Raw genomic sequence first — 17,716 nt, 5'->3', positions numbered from 1 at the left:
GCCCTGCTGGGACGTTCGCGGGGCGGGCAGACCAGCAAGGTCCACGTTGCCTGCGACCGTCAATGCCGGCCGCTCGTGCTGGTTCTGACCGCGGGACAGGCTGCCGACAGCCCGCAGTTCATCCCCGTCCTCGACCAACTGCGGGTCCGTGGCCCGGCCGGCCGGCCCCGCACCCGGCCGGACGCGGTCGCCGGCGACAAGGCGTACTCCTCCCGCGGCAACCGCGCCTACCTGCGCAAACGCAACATCGAAGCCGTCATCCCGGAGAAGAAGGACCAGGCCGCCAACCGGAAGAAGAAGGGCTGTCGGGGCGGCCGGCCCGTCACCCGCGACGTCGACCTCCACAAGGACCGCAACACCATCGAGCGCCTGATCAACAAGCTCAAGGCATGGCGCGGCATCGCCACACGCTACGACAAGACCCCCGAGAGCTACCTCGCCGGCCTCCACCTCCGCGCCTCCATGATCTGGATCAAGGACCTCACGCGAGCCACCCACTGATCACGACCCAATACGCGCCCTAGTGACCTGAGTCAGAGATTCGGTGGCAGTAACGAGCTCGTGCATGGTTGGCGGTGCGGCGCTGAGGCTTGGTCCCTGATCATGTTCGTGTGGTGGGGAACAGATCTCGTGCAGCGATCATCAGCGACCGGAGGAGGATCACGGGGCTTTCGGCCGATGTGATCGCCGAACTCGTTGCCGAGGTAGGTCCGTTATGGCACGAACGGCATCAGGAGAGACTGGAGTCCAGGCCGCGTGAGCGGGCCGTTGGCGCTGGTGCAAAGCACCGCCTGGTCTTCATCGACCGGCTCCTTGCTACGCTCGTTCACCTCCGCCACGGTGCCACTCACGACGTGCTGGCCTGCTGGTTCGGCGTTGACCGCTCCACGATCACCCGGGCGATCGGCGAGGTGAGGCCCCTGCTCGCCACCCGTGGCTGCACCATCGCGGCCGGCATCCGGCTCCGCACCCTCGCCGAGGTCATCGACCACCTCGGGACCAGCGGACAGACCGGGATCATCGACGGCACCGAGATCCGGGTCCGCAGGCCCGCCACTGGACGAAAAGACCGGGACAAGTTCATCTCCGGCAAGAGCAAGCAGAACGCCGTCAAGGCCATGGTTCTCACCAACGCGGACGGGCGGATGCTGTTCTGCAGCCGGGCCCAGCCCGCACGCTGCGCCGACGTCACCCACGCCCGCCAGTTAGGCCTGGTCAAGCACCTCGTCGACGGCCTCGCCGTGGAGATCGGGCATGACCGGCGGTCCAGGACGTGACCCTCTTACGGCCGCTCTTCCTCCGGAGGAGGGGGAGGACCTGCGGGCGCTGCCGGCCCGGTGGCCGCCGTCGACGAGCTGGTGTGTGGCCTGCTCGGGCAGCTGGCCGACTGGCAGCAGTCGATCGGCGAGCCGGGCCGTGCGCTCATCACGGCAACTGAAGGCCGACCGCTACCCGGCTGGTCCACCGACGCCGGCCGCACCGAGGACATCGGGTGGCGCCAGGCCCGCACCACGATGTTCGAGGCCGTCGCTCGCCACCACCACGCTCACCTGTTCGCCGCCATCGTCGAGCTCGGCGGTGAGCTGGAGCTCCCAGCTACCCGTAACGGGCGCTTCAGGGGCGCGGTCATTCCAGAATGCTGCGCGGTCAGCGCCGGCCGCCGCCGATGCGGCGGTCGTCGGCCAGTGCGGTCAGCGGGCCGAACTCGCGGGCAAGCTGATTCCACGTCAGAACCTCGCCACAGCGGGCCGGGAAATCCTTCGGGTTGAACTCGGGCATGGTCCAGGTGCCAGTGCCCCGGTCCCGCAGCCACAGGTCCCCGTCACCGTCGACCACAGTCGGCGGGACCGGTACGGGCTCGGCCTGATCGGTGGGCTCCCAGGTGACCCGGCCCGGGTGGGAAACGCGGCGCAGCTCGGTGGTGGCCAGCCGCGCGGCCAAGTCACGGGTGGACTCTTCGGCGTCCTTGACCGACGCGAGTCGGAATGCATCGTCGAGTACGGGCAGGGCTGGATTCTTGCTGCGCTTTGAACTCATACGCTGACTACCTCCGGTGGGGGGGCGTCACATCCGTTATGGCACCCCGTAAGAGGAACACGGTATCCGAGGCGGGAGCCGGGCCGGCTACGACCACCGTCCAGGTGGAGGCGCTGGCTGAGGCTGACCCCGGGGAGTGGACACCCTGACAATGGATCTTGATGGTCCAGGGAAGGATGTCCAGGTGGGACGCAGGTCTCCGTATGCGGAGGAGTTCAGGAAGGACGCAGTGGCGCTCTTTCGGGCCGCGGCTGGGAAACGGACGTACGCGGCGGTGGCCGCGGATCTCGGTATCACCGCGGAGTCACTGCGAACATGGGTCCGCAAGGATGAGGCCCCGGCCACGTCCGACGGCCGTGACGACGGCGTCAGTGTGGCCGAGGAACCGGCCCGGCTGCGGGCGGAGAACACCCAGCTGCTCAAGGCCGAGCACGAGTGGCACCTGGAGCGTGAGATCCTGCGCCGGGCAGCCGCCTGTTTCGCGCGGGAGGTGAAGTGAGATCCCGCCGCTGGGACTTCATCTCCGAGAACCGCGCCGATTTCGGCGTCCAGCGGATCTGCCGGGTGCTGGGGGCGTCCCCCGCCGGCTTCTACCGGCACCTGGCCACCGATCAGGAGCGCGCGGAACGCCGGGCCGAGGAGAAGCGGACCGTGGCCGAGATCCGTGCGATCCATGGCGAACATCAAGGGGCGTCTGGGGCACCGCGCGTCCATGCCGAGCTGCGGGCGAGGGGGCGGGGCATCAACCGGAAGCGGGTGACCCGACTGATGCGGGTCAATGACATCGTCGGCCGGCACCTGCGGAGGAAGAAGCGGACGACGATCGCGGACAGGGCTGCGGCCCCCGTGCCGGACCTGGTGATGCACGACTTCACCGCGGACACCCTGAACACGAGGTGGTGCGGAGACATCACCTATACAGCCGTCGGTTCGACGTGGCTCCACCTCGCCACGGTGATCGACATCTGGTCGAGGAAGGTCGTGGGCTGGTCGATCGCTGACCACATGCGGACCTCTCTCGTCACCGATGCGATCGAGATGGCCGTGGCCACCCGCGGTGGCCGGGTCCGCGGCGTCGTATTTCACACCGACAGGGGCGCCCAGTACAACGCGGCAACCTTCGCTGAGGTCTGCCTGCGGCATGGCATCCGCCGCAGCATGGGCCGCGTCGGCTCCAGTTACGATAATGCCCTCGCCGAGTCGTTCTTCCAGGGCCTCAAGCGCGAACTGCTTCACGGACGCCGCTGGACCTCAAAGGCACAGACCCGGCTCGAGCTGTTCCGCTGGCTGTCGTACTACAACCGGCGCCGTCGCCACTCTGCACTCGGATACCGCACCCAGCCGAGTTCGAACGACAACTCAACACGACACGTACGCTGTCGCTCGTCGCATGAAACCCGGTGTCCACTCCCCGGGATCAACCTCAGTGACGTCCTCGACCGGCACGCCGGTGAACGGCTGCACCGCTTCGGGCGCCATACGGGTCCAGGTGTGCTGGTCGTGGCGCACCAGGATGTACAACTCGGGGACGGACACCGGCAGCGTGACGTGATCGGGATGATCCTCGAGGAAGAACACGTCCACCCGGCACGTCCCGGAACGGGTGCTGCTTCCAGGTATCCCGTAAGAAGCAGTACGTACCTCCGGCGAACCAGCCGCCGCCGGCATCGACGAGATCTCCCGTCGCCGAGATCAGCACCAGCAGCCGCTCCACCCCGGCGATGACATCGAAGCGCCCGGAGCTGGAGAGTGCGGAGGTCATCACCTCCAGGAACCTCGGATGGTAGTAGTCGTCGTCATCCAGCTTCTGAATGACGCGACCGGAGCTGGCCTCGATCCCCAGATTCAGCTTCGTACCCAGCGGCGTCTCGTTCGCAAGCCGAAGGTAGGTGATGTGCGGGGCTCGGGGCACCAGCGCCTCACACGACTGCGACCCGTCGTCGACGATCACCAGCTCGGTATCGGGCAGCGTCTGCCTCAGGTAGTAATCGATCGCACGCGCAAGGAAATGCGGCCGGTCCTTCGTCGCCAGAATGCAGGAGACCAACGGCATACGCATCCATTCGTTCAGTCCTGACAGTGCCGGCAGCCAGAGCAGCCATCCCGCCCGACTCATACCCGGCGCGGCAACGCCGCCCCCGATAGCTGCCCCCGCCGGAACCCGGCAACCCCTCCCACAGGCCTGGCGGCGCCTGCCATGCGACCGCCCGCCCGCCTCGGCGTCTGCAAAGACCCCCGATCCCACCCGAACGCGGCATGACCGGTTCCCTCCCGATCTCGCTCGCGATGGACATGCGCAGGTCCTCGGCGGCGTCGTCGTTGAACCCCGTCTTCTGGACCACCCGAGTCGGCTTGAAGACGAGCCGCTCCGGTGCTGCGACATCGGCGTCTGGCCGAGGGCCGCTAACTCCAAGGTGTCAGGGGCCCCATGCAGGCACCACGCCAAAGAAGCTGACAGATCGGCTGGACAAACCCGCAGACAAACCCATTGGATAGTCGCCATAGTTGCAGGTCGCGGTGACGCCCGGTGACAACTTCCGCCGGAACCTACAAGCGCTCAGCCGCCTCCGATGTGTTCCAGGTCTGCATCCTCCTGGGAAATACGGGGCCGGTTCTCCGCTTCGGGTACCAGTACTGTGGCGCTCCAGCCGTGATGCCGACGCTCGTAGGCAATCAAGCTGTGCTCTGCGGTGTCCTCCGGCTTGTCGAGGAACCGCTTGTCGTCCGGCCAGTTGGCGGCCGCCGGTCCGCGCGCCCAGCCCAACGGGGTGGTGTAGCGCTTGGACACCGCCTGGGTGTCGTCGGCGGAGATGGTCAGGGACGAGGTGCCGTGGGCGTCGGCCGCGACGAAGGACAGCTTGGCGGTGCCGGATTCGTTGGCCAGTACCCCGACCTTGACGGCCGCGATGCTGTAGGAGCGGGCGGCCCACTTCTTGGCACCCTTGAGGTGCACCTCGTTGGATCCCGCGTAGAGGACGGTCTCGCCCACCGGGTCGCGGCGGATGAGGAGCTCGCCGTCGGCGTCGTGGACGTAGCCGGTGGCGGTGGCGCCCTCCGTGGTCTTGGTGAGCTTGTCCTCCGGACCCCAGTTCAGGGTCTGGGAGGTGGCGCTGCCCGGCGTCTCGGCACGCTTGGTGGTGTTGCCGGTCGCGTCGTAGGTGTACTGGGGGGTGATGCCGGTGCAGGTGGCGCCGGTGGTGGTGGCCGGGGACGGCACCGGCGGCGGCGTCATTCCGTGCCGGTCCGGGTGCGGCGGGCGTAGGCGCGGGCGGCGCGGGCCCGGTCGCCGCAGCGAGTGGAGCACCAGTGGCGACGGCCCTGGCGGAGCAGGTAGCGGTTGCAGGGGGTGGAGCCGCATGCGGTGAGGCGTTCGGCGTTCGGGGAGGTGAGGAGGTCGGCGGCGTCGGCGGCGAGGGTGGCCAGGGCGTGGTCGAGGATCGCGGTGGTGGGGTGGGTCGTGGCGCGGTAGGGGCCGTTCTTGTCGTCCCACTGCAGCAGTGGGGCGGTGGGGACCCGGGTCATCGCGTCGTTGACAGCCCTGACGGCGGCGGGGAGGGCGGGGAGACCCGCGGCACGGGCCGCGAACAACGACCTGACCTGTTCGCGCAGCGCGCGTAGTTGCGTCGCGCACATTTCCTGGATACCGGCGTCGATCGGAGCGAGCCCGCGTTCCGCCAGCCAGTGGTTCGCCCGCGCAGGGGTCCCCAAGAGGTCAAGGGTGTGCCCGCCGGGCCGCGCGATGGCGCTGTTGGCAAGGGCGAGGGAGATGTGCTCCTCCTCGCCTTGGGCGGGGGGCAGGACGGGGTCTTCCATCGCGGGCTCCTTCACATTCCTCATGGTACGTCTTGCGGCTATCCGTGAGAAGCGACTACGGTCACCTCACGGTTCATTCGTATTCATCCGTGAGGTGTTGTTTTCCGTGTCCCCTGCGCCCGCATCGACAGACCAGTTCCCCGTCCGCGTCCTCGGCGGCCCGACCGCCCTCTTCGAGTACGGCGGCCTGCGCTTCCTGACCGACCCGACCTTCGACGGTCCCGGCGACTACCCGGCGCCCGGCGTGACCCTGACCAAGACCGCCCCCTCCACCTCCACCCCCGGCGACCTCGGCCCCATCGACGTGGTCCTGCTCTCCCATGACGAGCACCCCGACAACCTCGACAACTCCGGCCGGGCCCTGCTCGCAGACGTCCCGCTCACCCTCACCACCCCTGGCGGCGGACAGCGCCTCGGCGACAAGGCAAAGGGCCTGGCCGACTGGGAATCCGTCGAACTCAACCGCCCGGACGGCGGCACGGTGACCGTGACCGGCGTACCCGCCGTGCACGGACCCGGGGCGCGCGAGGAGGTCGAACCGATCCTCGGCCAAGTCGTCGGCTTCGTCCTGACCGGCGAGGGCCTGCCCACCGTCTACATCAGCGGCGACAACGCCTCCCTCACCGCGGTCAAGGAGATCGCCGAGCACTTCACCCCGGTGGACACCGCCATCCTCTTCGCCGGAGCCCCCCGCTTCCCCGCCCTCTTCGACGGCGAGCCGATCGTCCTGGACAGCACCCAGGCCGCCGAGGCCGCCCAGATCCTCGGCGCCCGCCGCGTCGTTCCCGTCCACTGCGACAGCTGGGCCCACTTCACCGAGGGCCACGATGAACTGGAAGCCGCGTTCGCCGCCGCCGGACTGACCGACCGCCTGGACCCGGACCGGCGCCGGCACGCCTGAGCCGGACGGCCGGGAGAACCGTTGCTCGCAGGCAGCTTGCCACCCCACGGGGGTGACCTCCCGGCCCGATCGGCGGCCGACATCGAACCGAGCCCGGGCCCAGTTGCCCGAAAGTCACAGGTCAGGCGGACCATCGCGGCAGTGGAGGTCCATCCGACCGAGGCCCCGGGCGGGGGACCGAGGCCTGTCACGCGCCTGTGACAGTCGGCGGACAGCTTCATGAAGGTCCGGGGTCAGTCTTTTAACCAGAGAACGAACCGGACATATCGCCCGACATTCTCTGGAACCGAGTCCCCCTCCCCCGCCTCGCACAGGAGTCATTCCCATGGTCCGCACCTCCCGCAAGCAGCGTTACGCGATGTTCGCCGTCTCGGCCGCGATCGTCGGAGGTGGCGTGCTGATACCCACCAGCGCCTTCGCCGCCCCGACCACCGCACAGACGACCGCACAGACGACCGCACAGACGACCGCGCTCGCCACCGGACACGTGGACCATGCCAAGAGCGGCCACGAGAACCACGGCACGAAGGACCACCGGGACAACAAGCGACACGACAACGGCAAGGGCAAGAAGAACCAGAAGCACCAGGGCAAGAAGAACAAGGTCCGCGACGTCGAGAACATGCCGGGCTGCAAGTTCTACCAGGGCAAGGTCTACTGCGAGCACAAGGCCGACAAGCCCGCCCCCGCCCCCAAGACCGACCCGGCCGCCCCCGACCGGGAGACCGGCAAGGCCCCCGCACCCGCCCCGGCCCCGCAGTAGAACCCCGCGAAGCGGAGCATCACCGCTCCCGGTCGAAGCCGCGGCCAACGCCGCAGCTCTCCGTACCCGGCCCTTAGCACACCGTCACACGTGTAGCTGCTCAGCCCCTGCCGAAGCCCCTACCCGGGACTGGGCCGGGGCTTCGGCCTTTCCCCACGGCCCTCACGATCATCAAGGCCGATCCCGAGACGGCTGCCGTACTCGGGAGCATCCCCGCGGGCGCGGGGTCGACGCGAGAAGACCGGGGAGACGGTCGCCTGGTCGCCCTCGACGAGGGCGGCCGGTTCTTGGGGTGGGCCGCCGTCGTGCCGATGACGTCCAGGAAATCGGAGGCGCCGCTACTCGCGCGTCTCATACCCTCGGCCCGCACCGACCCGTCGAATACCACCAAAGGACTTTGTGAATCACTCCGATCTCCTCGCCAAGGCGCCCTCGCTCGCGGCCGGCATGGCCGCCGCCGATCACAGCCCGCACACCCAGCTGTCCCAGACTCGCCACCGCGCCGCGCTCGTGGCGAGCTGGCACATCGCACCCGGCTCAACCGTCCTCGAGTTGGGCTGCGGTCAGGGCGACATGACCGCCGTCCTTGCAGAGGCGGTTGGGTTCACAGGGCGCGTGGTGGCCGTTGACGTGGCCGCACACTCCTATGGGGCGCCGGTCACGATCGGAGAATCGGCAGCCCGGCTCGCGGCGGGCCCACTCGGGCCACGCATCGACTTCCGCTTCGGCACCGACGTACTCGACCCATCAGTCGACTTCCCCGAAAGGGCCTTCGACCATGTGGTGCTCGCACACTGCTCCTGGTACTTCACATCGCTCGGACAGCTGCGAGACACGCTGGCCCGGGTACGGCCGTGGGCGCGGCGACTGTGGTTCACCGAGTGGGACCTGACGCCTGCCTCTGACGACCAGTTGGCGCACCTGCTCGCCGTGCTGATCCAGGGGCAGACCGAGGCCGCGGGATCGCATGGCCAGGGCAACGTCCGCACACCTTTCTCCCGTGAGGGCCTGCTGCGGCTTCTGCCTGAGGCCGGCTGGACGGCCGACGGCAGCGAGCCGGTCGATACCGGAGAACTTCAGGACGGCGACTGGGAAATCGCAGCTTGCCTCGACCTGGTGGGAAGCGATGGTCGTCTGGCCGCACTGCCCGAGCCGGTGCGACAGCTCGTCCTGAGTCAGGCCGACGTTCTCCGGGCCATTGCCAAGCCGTGCGGCAACCGCGCGCTCGCCGCGTATTCAGTCACCGCGCACTGACGGTGCTGTAGTGGTCGCCCGACGCCGCGCGGTTGATCTCGAACCGGCAGCCGCCGGGGTGGGAGGCGCAGTACTCGCTCACCTTCTCGGTGGAGGCGAGCGCCGTCTCGCCCTCGTAGGTGACGGGGACCGGCACCTCGGGGGCGTGCCGCCGAGCGATGAACCGGTGGCGCAGCTGAGAGCCGGCAGGGCCGCGGCGCGGGCCGGAAGGTGTCCAGCTCGCCGTGGGCCGGCACCATGTCGCTCTCCTGCGCCGTGCCGCGACCGACCGGCGACGTGTGACGGCAGCCGGAGTACCGCCCGCGGCCGGCAGCACCACGGGTGGGGCGCTCCCCCCGCGGCAGCCGATCAGCCCCTGCCCGGCCCTCACGATCATCAAGGCCGATCCCGAGACGGCTGTCTCTCCGTATGCCCTGGGCCACGAACAGACCAAGGTCGACCGCGCCGACGGCTCCCTCGAGTGGGGCGACACCCCCGCGAAGACGAACACCTGCCTGTCTGAACAGCCACCCGGGTCTGCGCTCACACGCGCGGGCAGTCGTGACCCGGCAGCGGGTACTCCCGGCGGCCCGGGAGCCCGGCCACCCCGTGGAGGACGATCCGCTCGAACTTTGACCGCCAGCGGCCCGAACGCGATCGATCTCACCTTCAACGGCATCAACCAGCCCGTCCAGGTGGACGTCCCGGACGACAACGGCTGACATCCGGGCCCCGGCGCGCCGGCGCCGCGTAGCCGTCCGCCCCTCACCGAACCAGCGGTAACGCAACATTTCCTGCCGTACGGCTCAAAAGGTTGGCATGGCGGTGGAGTCGGGACCGGGGCACGAAAGAGGCGCCCGGCGGGCCGTCGGCCCGCCGGGCGCCTCGGGGCGCTTCAGCGGTTCAGCGGTTCAGCAGGTGATCGTGGATCCGTCCAGAGCGGACTCCATGGTCACGGCGAACTCCGTCGGCCCGTCGGCCCCCACCCGGAGCAGCGCCGGGGCGCCGTCCACCTCCTTGTGGAAACACATGCCGGAGCCGCTCCGGAACCGGGCCGGGGCCTGCTCCCGGGTGCCGACCGCTTTCCATCCTTCTTTGCTCGCGGTGTCCCAGTAGTGGGCGACCAGCGACTTGGCGTCCGTGTTGTGGGTGTAGGCGCTGTTCGCCATCACCCAGGGATCTCCGCTGTCGTCCATGCACTCCACGTAGGTTCGATCCGTGACGGGCATGGCGCCGGCTGCGACGGCGGGCGCCGCGGCCGAGACCCGGGCCATGCGCTCGACCGCCTTGCTCTCCTGGCACGAGCCCTCCGACCCGTAGAAGAGCAGATACGCCGACCCGGCCAGCAGAGAGAGCCCGGTCACGCAGCCGACGATGACGGCCAGGACCACGAACGGTCCGCGGCGCGAGGATTGTGTGGTGATCAAAGGTTCCCTTCCTATTTTCTCCACAGCACGCCGTTGTAGTAGTAGACGCGTGCGAAGAAGTAGAGGGTCGCCCAGAACACGCCCCAGGTGTACCAGCTCAGCATGGCCCACCAGTTCCGCACGGCAAAGCTGCGGGCGACGGAGTTGTTGTGCTGGTCGATCTGGGTGTCGCGTCCGGTCTGGCCCCATTCATGCGCGTCTCCCAGCCTCTTGGCCGCTCGTGCGCCGAAGTAGAAGGTCAGGCTCGCCTGCCACATGAAGTGCCGGATCGCGTTGTTCTTCGCGCCGCTGCGGAAGGTCGCGAGCAGCATTCCCGAAATCGCCGAGGCGAGGGCGCAGCCGCGCCATCCGAGCGACATGCAGGCGTTGGCCTCGATGATCTTCTTGCGCCAGGACGTGGACATCCGGCCGTCCAGGTCCCGCTGGTTGACCGGGTCCGCGTTGGCGTACTCGTACGCGTTCGCGCTGCCGCCGTAGACCGGGTCCGCTGAAAGGAAGCGGCCGGTGGCCGGGTTGTAGAGACGGGCGCCCATCAGGGTCAGACCGCTGGGCGTCTCGCCGGAGCGCTGGTGACCGCCGAGCCAGCCATAGCGGACCGAGGCCTGTCCCGTGCGGGGCTGGCCGTACTCGTCGGTGTCCAGCACCACGGGCGGCTGGCCGGAGGTCAGCGGGAGCTGCACGGCGACGGAGCCCTGGATCGTCGTCAGGTGCAGGACGACGTCCCCCGTCCTGCTGGTGGTGGTCAGGCCGCCGGCGGAGGCGACGTTGCGGGTCACCGCACCGGTCGCGGTGTCCTCGACGATCCAGCGCGGGTTGTCCGCGTCGTCGCCGTAGTGGTTGACCCGGGACGCGGTCTGGTTCCAGACCGAGCCGTTGTACGACTCCTTCGTCCACCCGCGGTAGCGCTGGGCCGCGTCGAGGCCCCAGGTCTGCCGCTGGTTGGACAGGGTCTGCTGACGGGTGCGGTCGCTGTTGTAGTAGGCGACGGTCCCGTGCCCCGGGACGGTGGTGGTACGCCCGAACTCGTCGTAGGCGTAGCCGCTGTCGACGAGCCGGTCGGCGCTGTCGTAGGTGTGGGTGGTGGTGGTTCCGCCGGTGGCCGGGCAGTCGGCGCCCGGGGCGCCGGCGGCCGTGGTGAGGCCCGTGCGGTTCGAACGCCCGTCGAAGGCGTAGGTGCGACGGGTGCAGACGGTGTCCGCCGTGTCCTCGACGGAGGCCAGGCGGCCCGCCGTGTCGTAGCGGAACCGCTGGTCGGAGATACCGGAGTGCGTGGTGATCTGGCCGTGGACGGATTCGTTCACGGTGTCGCTGTAGACGACGGCCGAGTCGCTGTCGCGCACATAGCTGCGCTTCGTGGCGTCACCGCCCGGGTCCGTGCTGATGTTGAGCGTGTACCCGCCGGGCAGCTTCTCGCTGCGGACGGCGCCCGACGCGTCGTACGACGGCCGGAACTCGCCGGCGACCGAGTCGGTGGTCTTCGTGGGAAGGCCCCGGGGGTCGGCGGCGTGGTCGTAGGTGAAGGTGACGGTCGACGGCACGTTGTCCGTCACCTTGGTCGGACGGTCGAGCAGGTCGTACTCGGTGGTGGTGACGCCGCCGTCGGCATCGGTGTAGGAGATCGTCCGGCCGAGCTTGTCGAACTGCTTGACGATGGTCCCGCCGGTGGGCGAGGTGTTCTTGACGGCCCGGCCGGTCACCGCGTCGTACTCGGTGGTGGACTCCGGAGCTGCCGTGCCGGTGCCGCCGGTCGTGGTGACCTTGGTTGTCCGGCCGGCCGCGTCGAACTCGGTGGTGGTGGTCCGCGTGGACCCGTTCGCCGTCTCGATCTGCTTGGCCGGGCTGCCCCACCAGTTGTACTCGGTGGTGGTCGTCGGCAGCTGCGACGGGTTGCCGCCGGTGACCGCGCCCGCCGGACCGGTCGTGCAGACCAGGTCGGCCCACTCGGGGCGGCCCTGGCAGGTGCCGGTGCCGGTCGCCGACCAGTACGTGGTGACGCGGGTGGCGGCGTCGCTGCCGTTCGCGCCGGGGAGCAGCTGCTTGGAGACCCGGTCCTTGGCGTCGTACTCGGTGGTCTCCGTGATGGCCAGGCCGCCGGGGTCCCGGACGGTCTTGACCGGCAGGCCCCTGGCCCAGTCGATCACGGTCTCGGTGGCGCGGGGCTCGCCGAGTACCGTCGGGTGCTCGCGGACCTGGGCGCCGACGGTGGCCTTGGTGACCTGGTCCTTGACCCTGGCGGTGCCGTTGGTGGGCCGACCGGCGTCGTATTCGAGGACCGACCGGTCGCGGGCGGTCACCGAGGTGCCTGCCGGAACCAGCAGGGTCGCGCCGTTCTTCAGGTCTGCGGTCAGGTCGACGCGCCGCAGCGGGCCGAGCTTGCCGAGCTGCCGCAGTCCGGCCGCGTCGAACGTGGTCGTCGTGCTCAGCTGGTGGGCGCGCTCCGCGCTGGTGAGCTGGCCGATGCCCAGGTTGCCCTGTGCGGCCTGGTCCGCGGGGCTCGTGCCCAGGGCCAGGGCCCGGTTGGCGGCCGAGAGCTCGCGGACGGTGTTCCCGTACTGGTCATACTCGGTGGTGGTGATGTGTCCGCCGGGCGCCGCGCTGTTGACGGGACGTCCGGAGGCGCCCAGGTAGGTAACCGCCGCCCGGGTGTAGGCCGAGGCGGCGAGTGCCGAACCGGAGTGGGACGAGGGGACCGCGTCGGCGGGGAACAGGGCGGTCGCGTCGGTGGGTGCGCCGGTCTGCCCCCAGGCCTTCACGTCGGCCGTGCCCATGGGGTACGGGGCCGCGGCGCCGGTCAGCGGGACGCCGTAGACCACGCTGGTGGCCGCGGTGCCCTGCTCCTCGCCCGCCGTGCCCGGCTTCAGACCGGCCCGGGAGGCCTTGAGCAGCATGCCGTCACCGGCCGTGGGCGAGGATCCCGCCTGGCCGTACGTGAACGACCACGGCAGTTCGGACTTGGCCTGCAGCCAGTCGATGCGGTCCGCGGCGTTGTACGCGTACTGCGCCTGGGTGCTCTGCGCCAGGTTGGGGTCCCACTGCTGGCGGAGGTTGCCGCCGGCGTCGTAGCGGTAGGTGGAGACCGCCTTCGAGGTGGCGTTCGCGGCCCCGGGCTCGGTGGACCACAGCCGGATCTCCTTCACCTGGCCGGCGAAGTCGCCGAAGTCGGCGGAGGTGCTGTATCCGGTGGCGGTGGTGGCGGTCGCGTAGACGAACTCCAGCGAGCGGCATCCCTTGGTCTGCGCGGTGGTGGCGCAGGCCGAGGCGGTCGTGGCGGACGTCGGGGCGATGACCCGCTTGGGGCGGGCCAGCTTCTTGGTGTCGACGGTGACCGCTTCCGACACCACGGTGGTGGTCGAGTTGTCGACTCCGCCGACCCGGGTGCTGGAGACCTGCCAGGTGGTCATCGCCGGGTCGCCCCGGGTGAACTCGGTGACCGTGCCGCCGTCGTCGGTCAGCGTGAACGAGCCGCTGACACTGCCGGTCAGGGTCATTGCGCCGGCGCCGGGCTCGGAGACCCAGCCGTTGCGTGCCGCGTTGGCGGTGAAGTGCAGCGCGTCGCCCGAGGTGGTCACGACGTCCACGGCCGTGTCCGAGACCGGCGCGACGTGCGAGTAGTCGGACTGGACGATCTCGGCCGCCGTGCCGGAGGACCACTCCTGGCCGAAGATCGCGGCCTGGCCCTCCTGCTTGGCGCCCTTGTGCGGGTCGCGCGAGGAGGTGGTGCGGGAGACGGACATGCCGAAGGCGGAGACGTCGGTGGCCGACACCTCGAAGTCGCCGGTCAGCAGGTTCAGCGTGCCCGGACCGACCGGGCTGGTGGCGGCGCCGCTCGCGTTGCGGTCGACGACGACGGCGAGGGGCTGGGTGGCGCCGGTGGCGCTCGCCGGGCCGGTGAAGTCGGCCTTGATCTGGACGCTGCCGTCCGGGTCGACCGTGTCGGTGGTGTTCCAGACCAGTGCGGGAGTGCGCCCCGCGGTCAGGGAGACGGGCCAGGCCGTCAGCGGCGTGCCGCCGTTGGTGACGTGCCCCGGCGGGATCTGGACCCAGGGGTCGGCCTCGGAGCGGCGCCAGGAGAAGGACGCCGCGTTGAAGGCGGCGCCGTCCGCTTCGGCGGTCAGCGGAAGCCGTCGGGCCGTACGCTCGCCGTCCTCGGGCTGGACGAAGCCGCCCGATCCGGCGTGGAAGGTGTATTCGACGGCCTCGGACTCGTTGTCGGCCTTGTCGACGGTGCGCACCTGGAGGGTGTGGCTCCCGTTCGACGGCGGGGTGACGGACAGGGTCCGGGTGCCGGTGGTGCCGTCGGTGGGTAATGGGACCGGTACGCGTCGGGCATGCGCTCCAGCGGCTCGGCGGGCGGCGTCACCCTGTCGCCGGCCGCGGCGGAGGACCTGAGGGACTCGGTGGCGCTCGGCAGGCCCGTGCCGGGGGTCTTGCCCGTCCGGCCCAGGTCCAGGGCCTCTTCGTTCAGCGCGTTGATGCGTCGGATGTCATCCGCTGTCAGGCCGTTCCTGTCGGCATAGGAACCCTTCCCGTCGCCGGTACCGCCGGCTGCCTGACTGACGGACGGCGTGAGACCAGCGGTGCACAGAACGATGCCCACTGTGGTGAGGGCGAGGAACCCTGAACGTTTGTACATGAAATCCTGGAATTCCTTTCATTGAAAGGTGGCATGAGAGAACGCGAAGCGTCTGCACGGCGGCAGAAAAGAGCTGCCGAAGCCGGCATGCCCCCTGCTCCCGCTTTTGCCTCGATGCGTCAGGGAGCGGCAACGGGCCGGCATCGGCCGGGATTTCGCTGCTCCTGCGCCGGTCCTCACATGGATGGTCAGGCCGTGCGAGAAGTGATCATGTCCCGGCGCGGATTCCCCGACAACACTGCGGCTCCACATTCGGCCAGCTGCCCGACGGGATGGTATTCGGTCATGCGGACCGGGCCTGCCTGCACCGGTACGTGCAGCGGCAGCGTTCTCCTGGCCCCTGCCGCACGATCCGTGGCGCGACCGGAGCCGGCCGCCTCGAAAGCCCCGAAAAATGGTCTGCGGCGGCGCTGTCAGCCGCTCCGGGGAATGTCGGGCGCCTGCTCCGATACGGGCGCGGGAGCTCCGGCCGACGCCTGCGGAACTCCGGGATGAGGCGGCTCTGCCCGCCGGGAGGACCACAAGGTCTTCGCCACTGCCCCTCGCGAACCTCGGTCGGCCCGCTGCCGGCCCGGCTCTGTCATCAACCGTCGTCTTCCGTAGAACGGCTGGTAAAGCCCGCTCCGTGCGGAGTCCTCGGCGAGTCCGACGGCAGCAGCTGACGCAGCAGCGATCAGCGTGCGCGGTGCCCGGGGGCGCCGGTCACAGACCGGCGACGTCCCCGACCCGCTTGAGCACGGAGTCGAGCCCGTCCACCACAGCGCCGTGCCGCCTCGTGCGCGCCGCCCGGTCCGCCGGCACCAGCCGCGCGGCGGCCTGCACGGCACAGGCGTCCGGGTCGCCGAAGGCGGTCCGCGGGTGCTCTCCCGTTTCCGCGCAGTGCGCCGTGACCTCTTTGACCGCCTGGAGCACGACGGCCCGGTCCACGCCCGGCTGCAGGGCCAGCCGTACCTGGAAACGCGCCATCCACTTTTCGCGGTCCTGCTCCCCCGCCGTCTCCCCCGCCTGCCTCTTCGTCGCCACGTGCTCTCCCGGTGTGATCGGCAATCGTCCGTCACGGAGTCGGACGCCAGCGCATCGCAGCGGGTTGCCTGTACGAGCATCAGGTCGCCCACGCGACCAGGACCGCTTTGCGCGCCGGGCGACCACTGAGGGCGGTATCGACGCAGGCTGCGGAGGCCTCGGGGGGCGCAGCGCCGGCGGTCTTGACCCTTACATGGCGTCAGGCCGCACAGTCGGTGCCATGGAGGATCACTGGACCGTGGGACGCGTGGCCGCGATGGCCGGGGTGAGCGTCCGCACGCTGCATCACTACGACGAGATCGGGCTCGTGCGTCCGTCGGCGCGGACCGCGGCCGGGTACCGGGCCTACGCGGCGCGCGACGTCGAGCGGCTGCGGGAGGTACTGGGCTACCGGAGGCTGGGCTTCGGACTGCGGGAGGTCGCCGAGCTGGTCGGTGACCCGTCCACCGACGCGGTCGCGCATCTGCGCCGGCTGCGCGGCCTGCTGCTGGAGCGGCGTGATCGCACCGGCGCCATGGTGGCGGCCATCGACAGGGAACTCGAGGCCCGGGCGAAGGGGTTGAAGGTGACACCGCAGGAGCAGTTGGAGGTGCTCGGTGCACGGCTGTACGACGCGATCGGCGGTGCCTACCCGGCGACGCGGCGCACCGAGCCGCGGATCGCCGCGCAGATCCTGGACGCGCTCGGGGACGCGCGGACGGTGCTGAACGTCGGGGCCGGCACCGGTTCCTACGAGCCCGCCGATCTCGAGGTGACCGCGGTGGAGCCGTCGGCGGTCATGCGGGGGCAGCGGCCCGCCGGCTCGGCTCCGTGCGTGGCCGCCGCCGCGGAGAGCCTGCCGTTCGAGGACCGGTCCTTCGACGTCGCGATGGCCGTCTCCACCGTTCACCACTGGGGGGACCCGGTGGCGGGGCTGCGCGAGATGCGGCGGGTGGCCCGCCGCGTGGTGGTGCTCACCTTCGACACCGACGAGCCGGAATGGCGGGACCGGTTCTGGCTCACCCGCGACTACCTGCCCGAGTTCGCCGGCGTCCTGGCGGGGTTTCCCGCGCTCGCGATGATGGCCGACGCGATCGGCGCCCGGGCCGAGCCGGTGCCCGTCCCGTGGGACTGCGCCGACGGACTGTTCGAGGCGTACTGGCGGCGGCCGCAGGCGTACCTGGAGGATCGCGTGCGCCGCGCGATGTCGGTGTGGACGAGGGTGGGGCCGGAGGCGGAGCGGCGGGCGGTAGGAAGCCTCGCCGGCGACCTCGCGTCCGGTCGGTGGGCCGAGCGCAACAGCGGCCTCGCCGGCCTCGACGCGGCCGATCTCGGCCTCCGTCTGCTCATATCGTGAAGGGATCCCCCGGCAGGCGCAGGCGCGGGCCCTCCTCGGCTCGGCCGAGGAGGGCCCGGCGTTGTTCACGAGGTCGGCGTCAGCACTCGCGCAGGCCCGGCGCGGGGTCGACCGAGGTGTGGACGTCCACGGCCGCGACGTTGCCCCACTGGCCGTTGTCCAACTGGGTCCAGTACCAGACGTTGTTGCCGCCGGCGTGCTGGTCGCCGCGGCCCCAGCACTGGAACCAGCTGGGGCTCGTGTTCAGCGGCCCGCGCACCGCGGAGTTGTACCGGCGGTGCTCGTAGCCCTTGGCGCCGACCCGGTTGCCGCACCACAGCTTGCCGTCGGCGCGGACTGCGCATTCGGCGGCCGCGCTCCTGTCCGTGGCGGGCGTCGCCCGGGCCGGGCCGGTCACGGTGGCCATGCCGCCGGCCAGTGCGGCGGTGGCGAGAGCGAGAGTGATCTTCTTGCGTGCGGACATGCTTCCTCCTCGAAGGGGCTCCCCGGGGGAGCCGGGTGATGGGTGGTCGGCGGTCGTGGCGCGGATGGTGCGGGTGGTGGAAGTGGT

At 70.2% G+C, this 17,716-nt stretch carries 14 protein-coding genes and 3 pseudogenes; 7 read left to right on the top strand and 10 right to left on the bottom strand.

What is annotated here, in order from left to right; all coding sequences use genetic code 11:
* Together ACIQZO_RS38575 and ACIQZO_RS38570 are read left to right on the top strand one after the other, a co-directional pair.
* On the top strand, positions 1–501 hold a 501-nt coding region (locus tag ACIQZO_RS38575), incomplete at its 5' end, for an IS5 family transposase (RefSeq protein ID WP_403635823.1).
* A gap of 110 nt (positions 502–611) precedes the next feature.
* Positions 612–1,277 carry a transposase family protein gene (locus ACIQZO_RS38570; protein ID WP_403635821.1) on the top strand — a complete coding sequence of 222 codons (666 nt, stop codon included), beginning with the start codon at positions 612–614 and terminating at the stop codon, positions 1,275–1,277.
* A gap of 370 nt (positions 1,278–1,647) precedes the next feature.
* Here ACIQZO_RS38570 and ACIQZO_RS38565 read toward each other — a convergent pair whose 3' ends face one another.
* A complete protein-coding gene (locus ACIQZO_RS38565) occupies positions 1,648–2,037 on the bottom strand; it encodes a hypothetical protein (RefSeq protein ID WP_073502245.1) in 390 nt (129 codons plus the stop codon).
* A 184-nt stretch (positions 2,038–2,221) separates the two neighbouring features.
* Here ACIQZO_RS38565 and ACIQZO_RS38560 point away from each other — a divergent pair.
* Positions 2,222–3,431: pseudogene (locus ACIQZO_RS38560) on the top strand (IS3 family transposase).
* Between the two features lie 29 nt (positions 3,432–3,460).
* Here ACIQZO_RS38560 and ACIQZO_RS38555 read toward each other — a convergent pair.
* From ACIQZO_RS38555 to ACIQZO_RS38545, 3 genes are all read right to left on the bottom strand, one after another.
* A complete protein-coding gene (locus ACIQZO_RS38555; protein WP_403635827.1) occupies positions 3,461–4,090 on the bottom strand; it encodes a glycosyltransferase family 2 protein in 630 nt (209 codons plus the stop codon).
* Between the two features lie 504 nt (positions 4,091–4,594).
* Positions 4,595–5,269, bottom strand: coding sequence for a hypothetical protein (locus tag ACIQZO_RS38550; RefSeq protein WP_403635819.1), 675 nt, complete (start codon positions 5,267–5,269; stop codon positions 4,595–4,597).
* Positions 5,266–5,850 (bottom strand): ABATE domain-containing protein, encoded by a 585-nt coding sequence (locus ACIQZO_RS38545; protein ID WP_403635817.1) that lies wholly within the window; start codon positions 5,848–5,850, stop codon positions 5,266–5,268. Before ACIQZO_RS38545 ends, ACIQZO_RS38550 begins: the two co-directional genes overlap by 4 nt.
* Positions 5,851–5,956: 106 nt before the next feature.
* Here ACIQZO_RS38545 and ACIQZO_RS38540 point away from each other — a divergent pair, with 106 nt between their 5' ends.
* The 3 genes from ACIQZO_RS38540 to ACIQZO_RS38530 all read left to right on the top strand — a co-directional run bounded on the left by ACIQZO_RS38540 (position 5,957) and on the right by ACIQZO_RS38530 (position 8,768).
* Positions 5,957–6,751 carry an MBL fold metallo-hydrolase gene (locus ACIQZO_RS38540; protein WP_403635815.1) on the top strand — a complete coding sequence of 265 codons (795 nt, stop codon included), beginning with the start codon at positions 5,957–5,959 and terminating at the stop codon, positions 6,749–6,751.
* Between the two features lie 325 nt (positions 6,752–7,076).
* Positions 7,077–7,514 carry a hypothetical protein gene (locus ACIQZO_RS38535; protein ID WP_403635813.1) on the top strand — a complete coding sequence of 146 codons (438 nt, stop codon included), beginning with the start codon at positions 7,077–7,079 and terminating at the stop codon, positions 7,512–7,514.
* A 399-nt stretch (positions 7,515–7,913) separates the two neighbouring features.
* Complete coding sequence (locus tag ACIQZO_RS38530; protein WP_403635811.1) at positions 7,914–8,768, top strand: class I SAM-dependent methyltransferase; 855 nt, start codon at positions 7,914–7,916, stop codon at positions 8,766–8,768.
* On the opposite strand, the gene ACIQZO_RS38525 is transcribed toward ACIQZO_RS38530, so the two are convergent.
* The 5 genes and pseudogenes from ACIQZO_RS38525 to ACIQZO_RS38505 form a co-directional block, all read right to left on the bottom strand.
* Positions 8,755–8,904 carry a hypothetical protein gene (locus ACIQZO_RS38525; RefSeq protein ID WP_403635809.1) on the bottom strand — a complete coding sequence of 50 codons (150 nt, stop codon included), beginning with the start codon at positions 8,902–8,904 and terminating at the stop codon, positions 8,755–8,757. The two genes, ACIQZO_RS38530 and ACIQZO_RS38525, sit on opposite strands and share 14 nt — an antisense overlap.
* Positions 8,905–9,658: 754 nt before the next feature.
* On the bottom strand, positions 9,659–10,174 hold the full coding sequence (locus tag ACIQZO_RS38520) for a hypothetical protein (protein ID WP_403635807.1): 516 nt from the start codon (positions 10,172–10,174) through the stop codon (positions 9,659–9,661).
* An 11-nt stretch (positions 10,175–10,185) separates the two neighbouring features.
* A pseudogene (locus ACIQZO_RS38515) lies at positions 10,186–14,475 on the bottom strand (RHS repeat-associated core domain-containing protein); the annotation flags it as partial.
* A 14-nt stretch (positions 14,476–14,489) separates the two neighbouring features.
* Positions 14,490–14,807 (bottom strand): annotated as a pseudogene (locus ACIQZO_RS38510) (protein-glutamine gamma-glutamyltransferase); the annotation flags it as partial.
* Positions 14,808–15,509: 702 nt separating this feature from the next.
* The gene (locus tag ACIQZO_RS38505) at positions 15,510–15,773 is read right to left on the bottom strand and encodes a hypothetical protein (RefSeq protein WP_403635825.1); all 264 of its coding nucleotides are present in this window, start codon (positions 15,771–15,773) and stop codon (positions 15,510–15,512) included.
* Positions 15,774–16,050: 277 nt separating this feature from the next.
* Here ACIQZO_RS38505 and ACIQZO_RS38500 point away from each other — a divergent pair, with 277 nt between their 5' ends.
* Positions 16,051–17,166 (top strand): MerR family DNA-binding transcriptional regulator, encoded by a 1,116-nt coding sequence (locus ACIQZO_RS38500; protein ID WP_403635805.1) that lies wholly within the window; start codon positions 16,051–16,053, stop codon positions 17,164–17,166.
* Positions 17,167–17,245: 79 nt separating this feature from the next.
* On the opposite strand, the gene ACIQZO_RS38495 is transcribed toward ACIQZO_RS38500, so the two are convergent.
* Positions 17,246–17,629 (bottom strand): hypothetical protein, encoded by a 384-nt coding sequence (locus ACIQZO_RS38495; protein ID WP_403635803.1) that lies wholly within the window; start codon positions 17,627–17,629, stop codon positions 17,246–17,248.
* Positions 17,630–17,716 lie beyond the last annotated feature (87 nt).

Source organism: Streptomyces sp. NPDC097617, assembly GCF_044761485.1.
Lineage (GTDB): Bacteria > Actinomycetota > Actinomycetes > Streptomycetales > Streptomycetaceae > Streptomyces.
Note: the sequence above shows the minus strand (reverse complement) of the source record. Positions and strands in the feature narration are given on the sequence as shown.

Coding starts and splice junctions, on each gene's coding strand:
- ACIQZO_RS38500 (WP_403635805.1), top strand. CDS start 16,051: ATGGAGGATCACTGGACCGTGGGACGCGTGGCCGCGATGGCCGGGGTG.
- ACIQZO_RS38505 (WP_403635825.1), bottom strand. CDS start 15,773: ATGGCGCGTTTCCAGGTACGGCTGGCCCTGCAGCCGGGCGTGGACCGG.
- ACIQZO_RS38495 (WP_403635803.1), bottom strand. CDS start 17,629: ATGTCCGCACGCAAGAAGATCACTCTCGCTCTCGCCACCGCCGCACTG.
- ACIQZO_RS38550 (WP_403635819.1), bottom strand. CDS start 5,269: ATGACGCCGCCGCCGGTGCCGTCCCCGGCCACCACCACCGGCGCCACC.
- ACIQZO_RS38565 (WP_073502245.1), bottom strand. CDS start 2,037: ATGAGTTCAAAGCGCAGCAAGAATCCAGCCCTGCCCGTACTCGACGAT.
- ACIQZO_RS38555 (WP_403635827.1), bottom strand. CDS start 4,090: ATGCCGTTGGTCTCCTGCATTCTGGCGACGAAGGACCGGCCGCATTTC.
- ACIQZO_RS38535 (WP_403635813.1), top strand. CDS start 7,077: ATGGTCCGCACCTCCCGCAAGCAGCGTTACGCGATGTTCGCCGTCTCG.
- ACIQZO_RS38545 (WP_403635817.1), bottom strand. CDS start 5,850: ATGGAAGACCCCGTCCTGCCCCCCGCCCAAGGCGAGGAGGAGCACATC.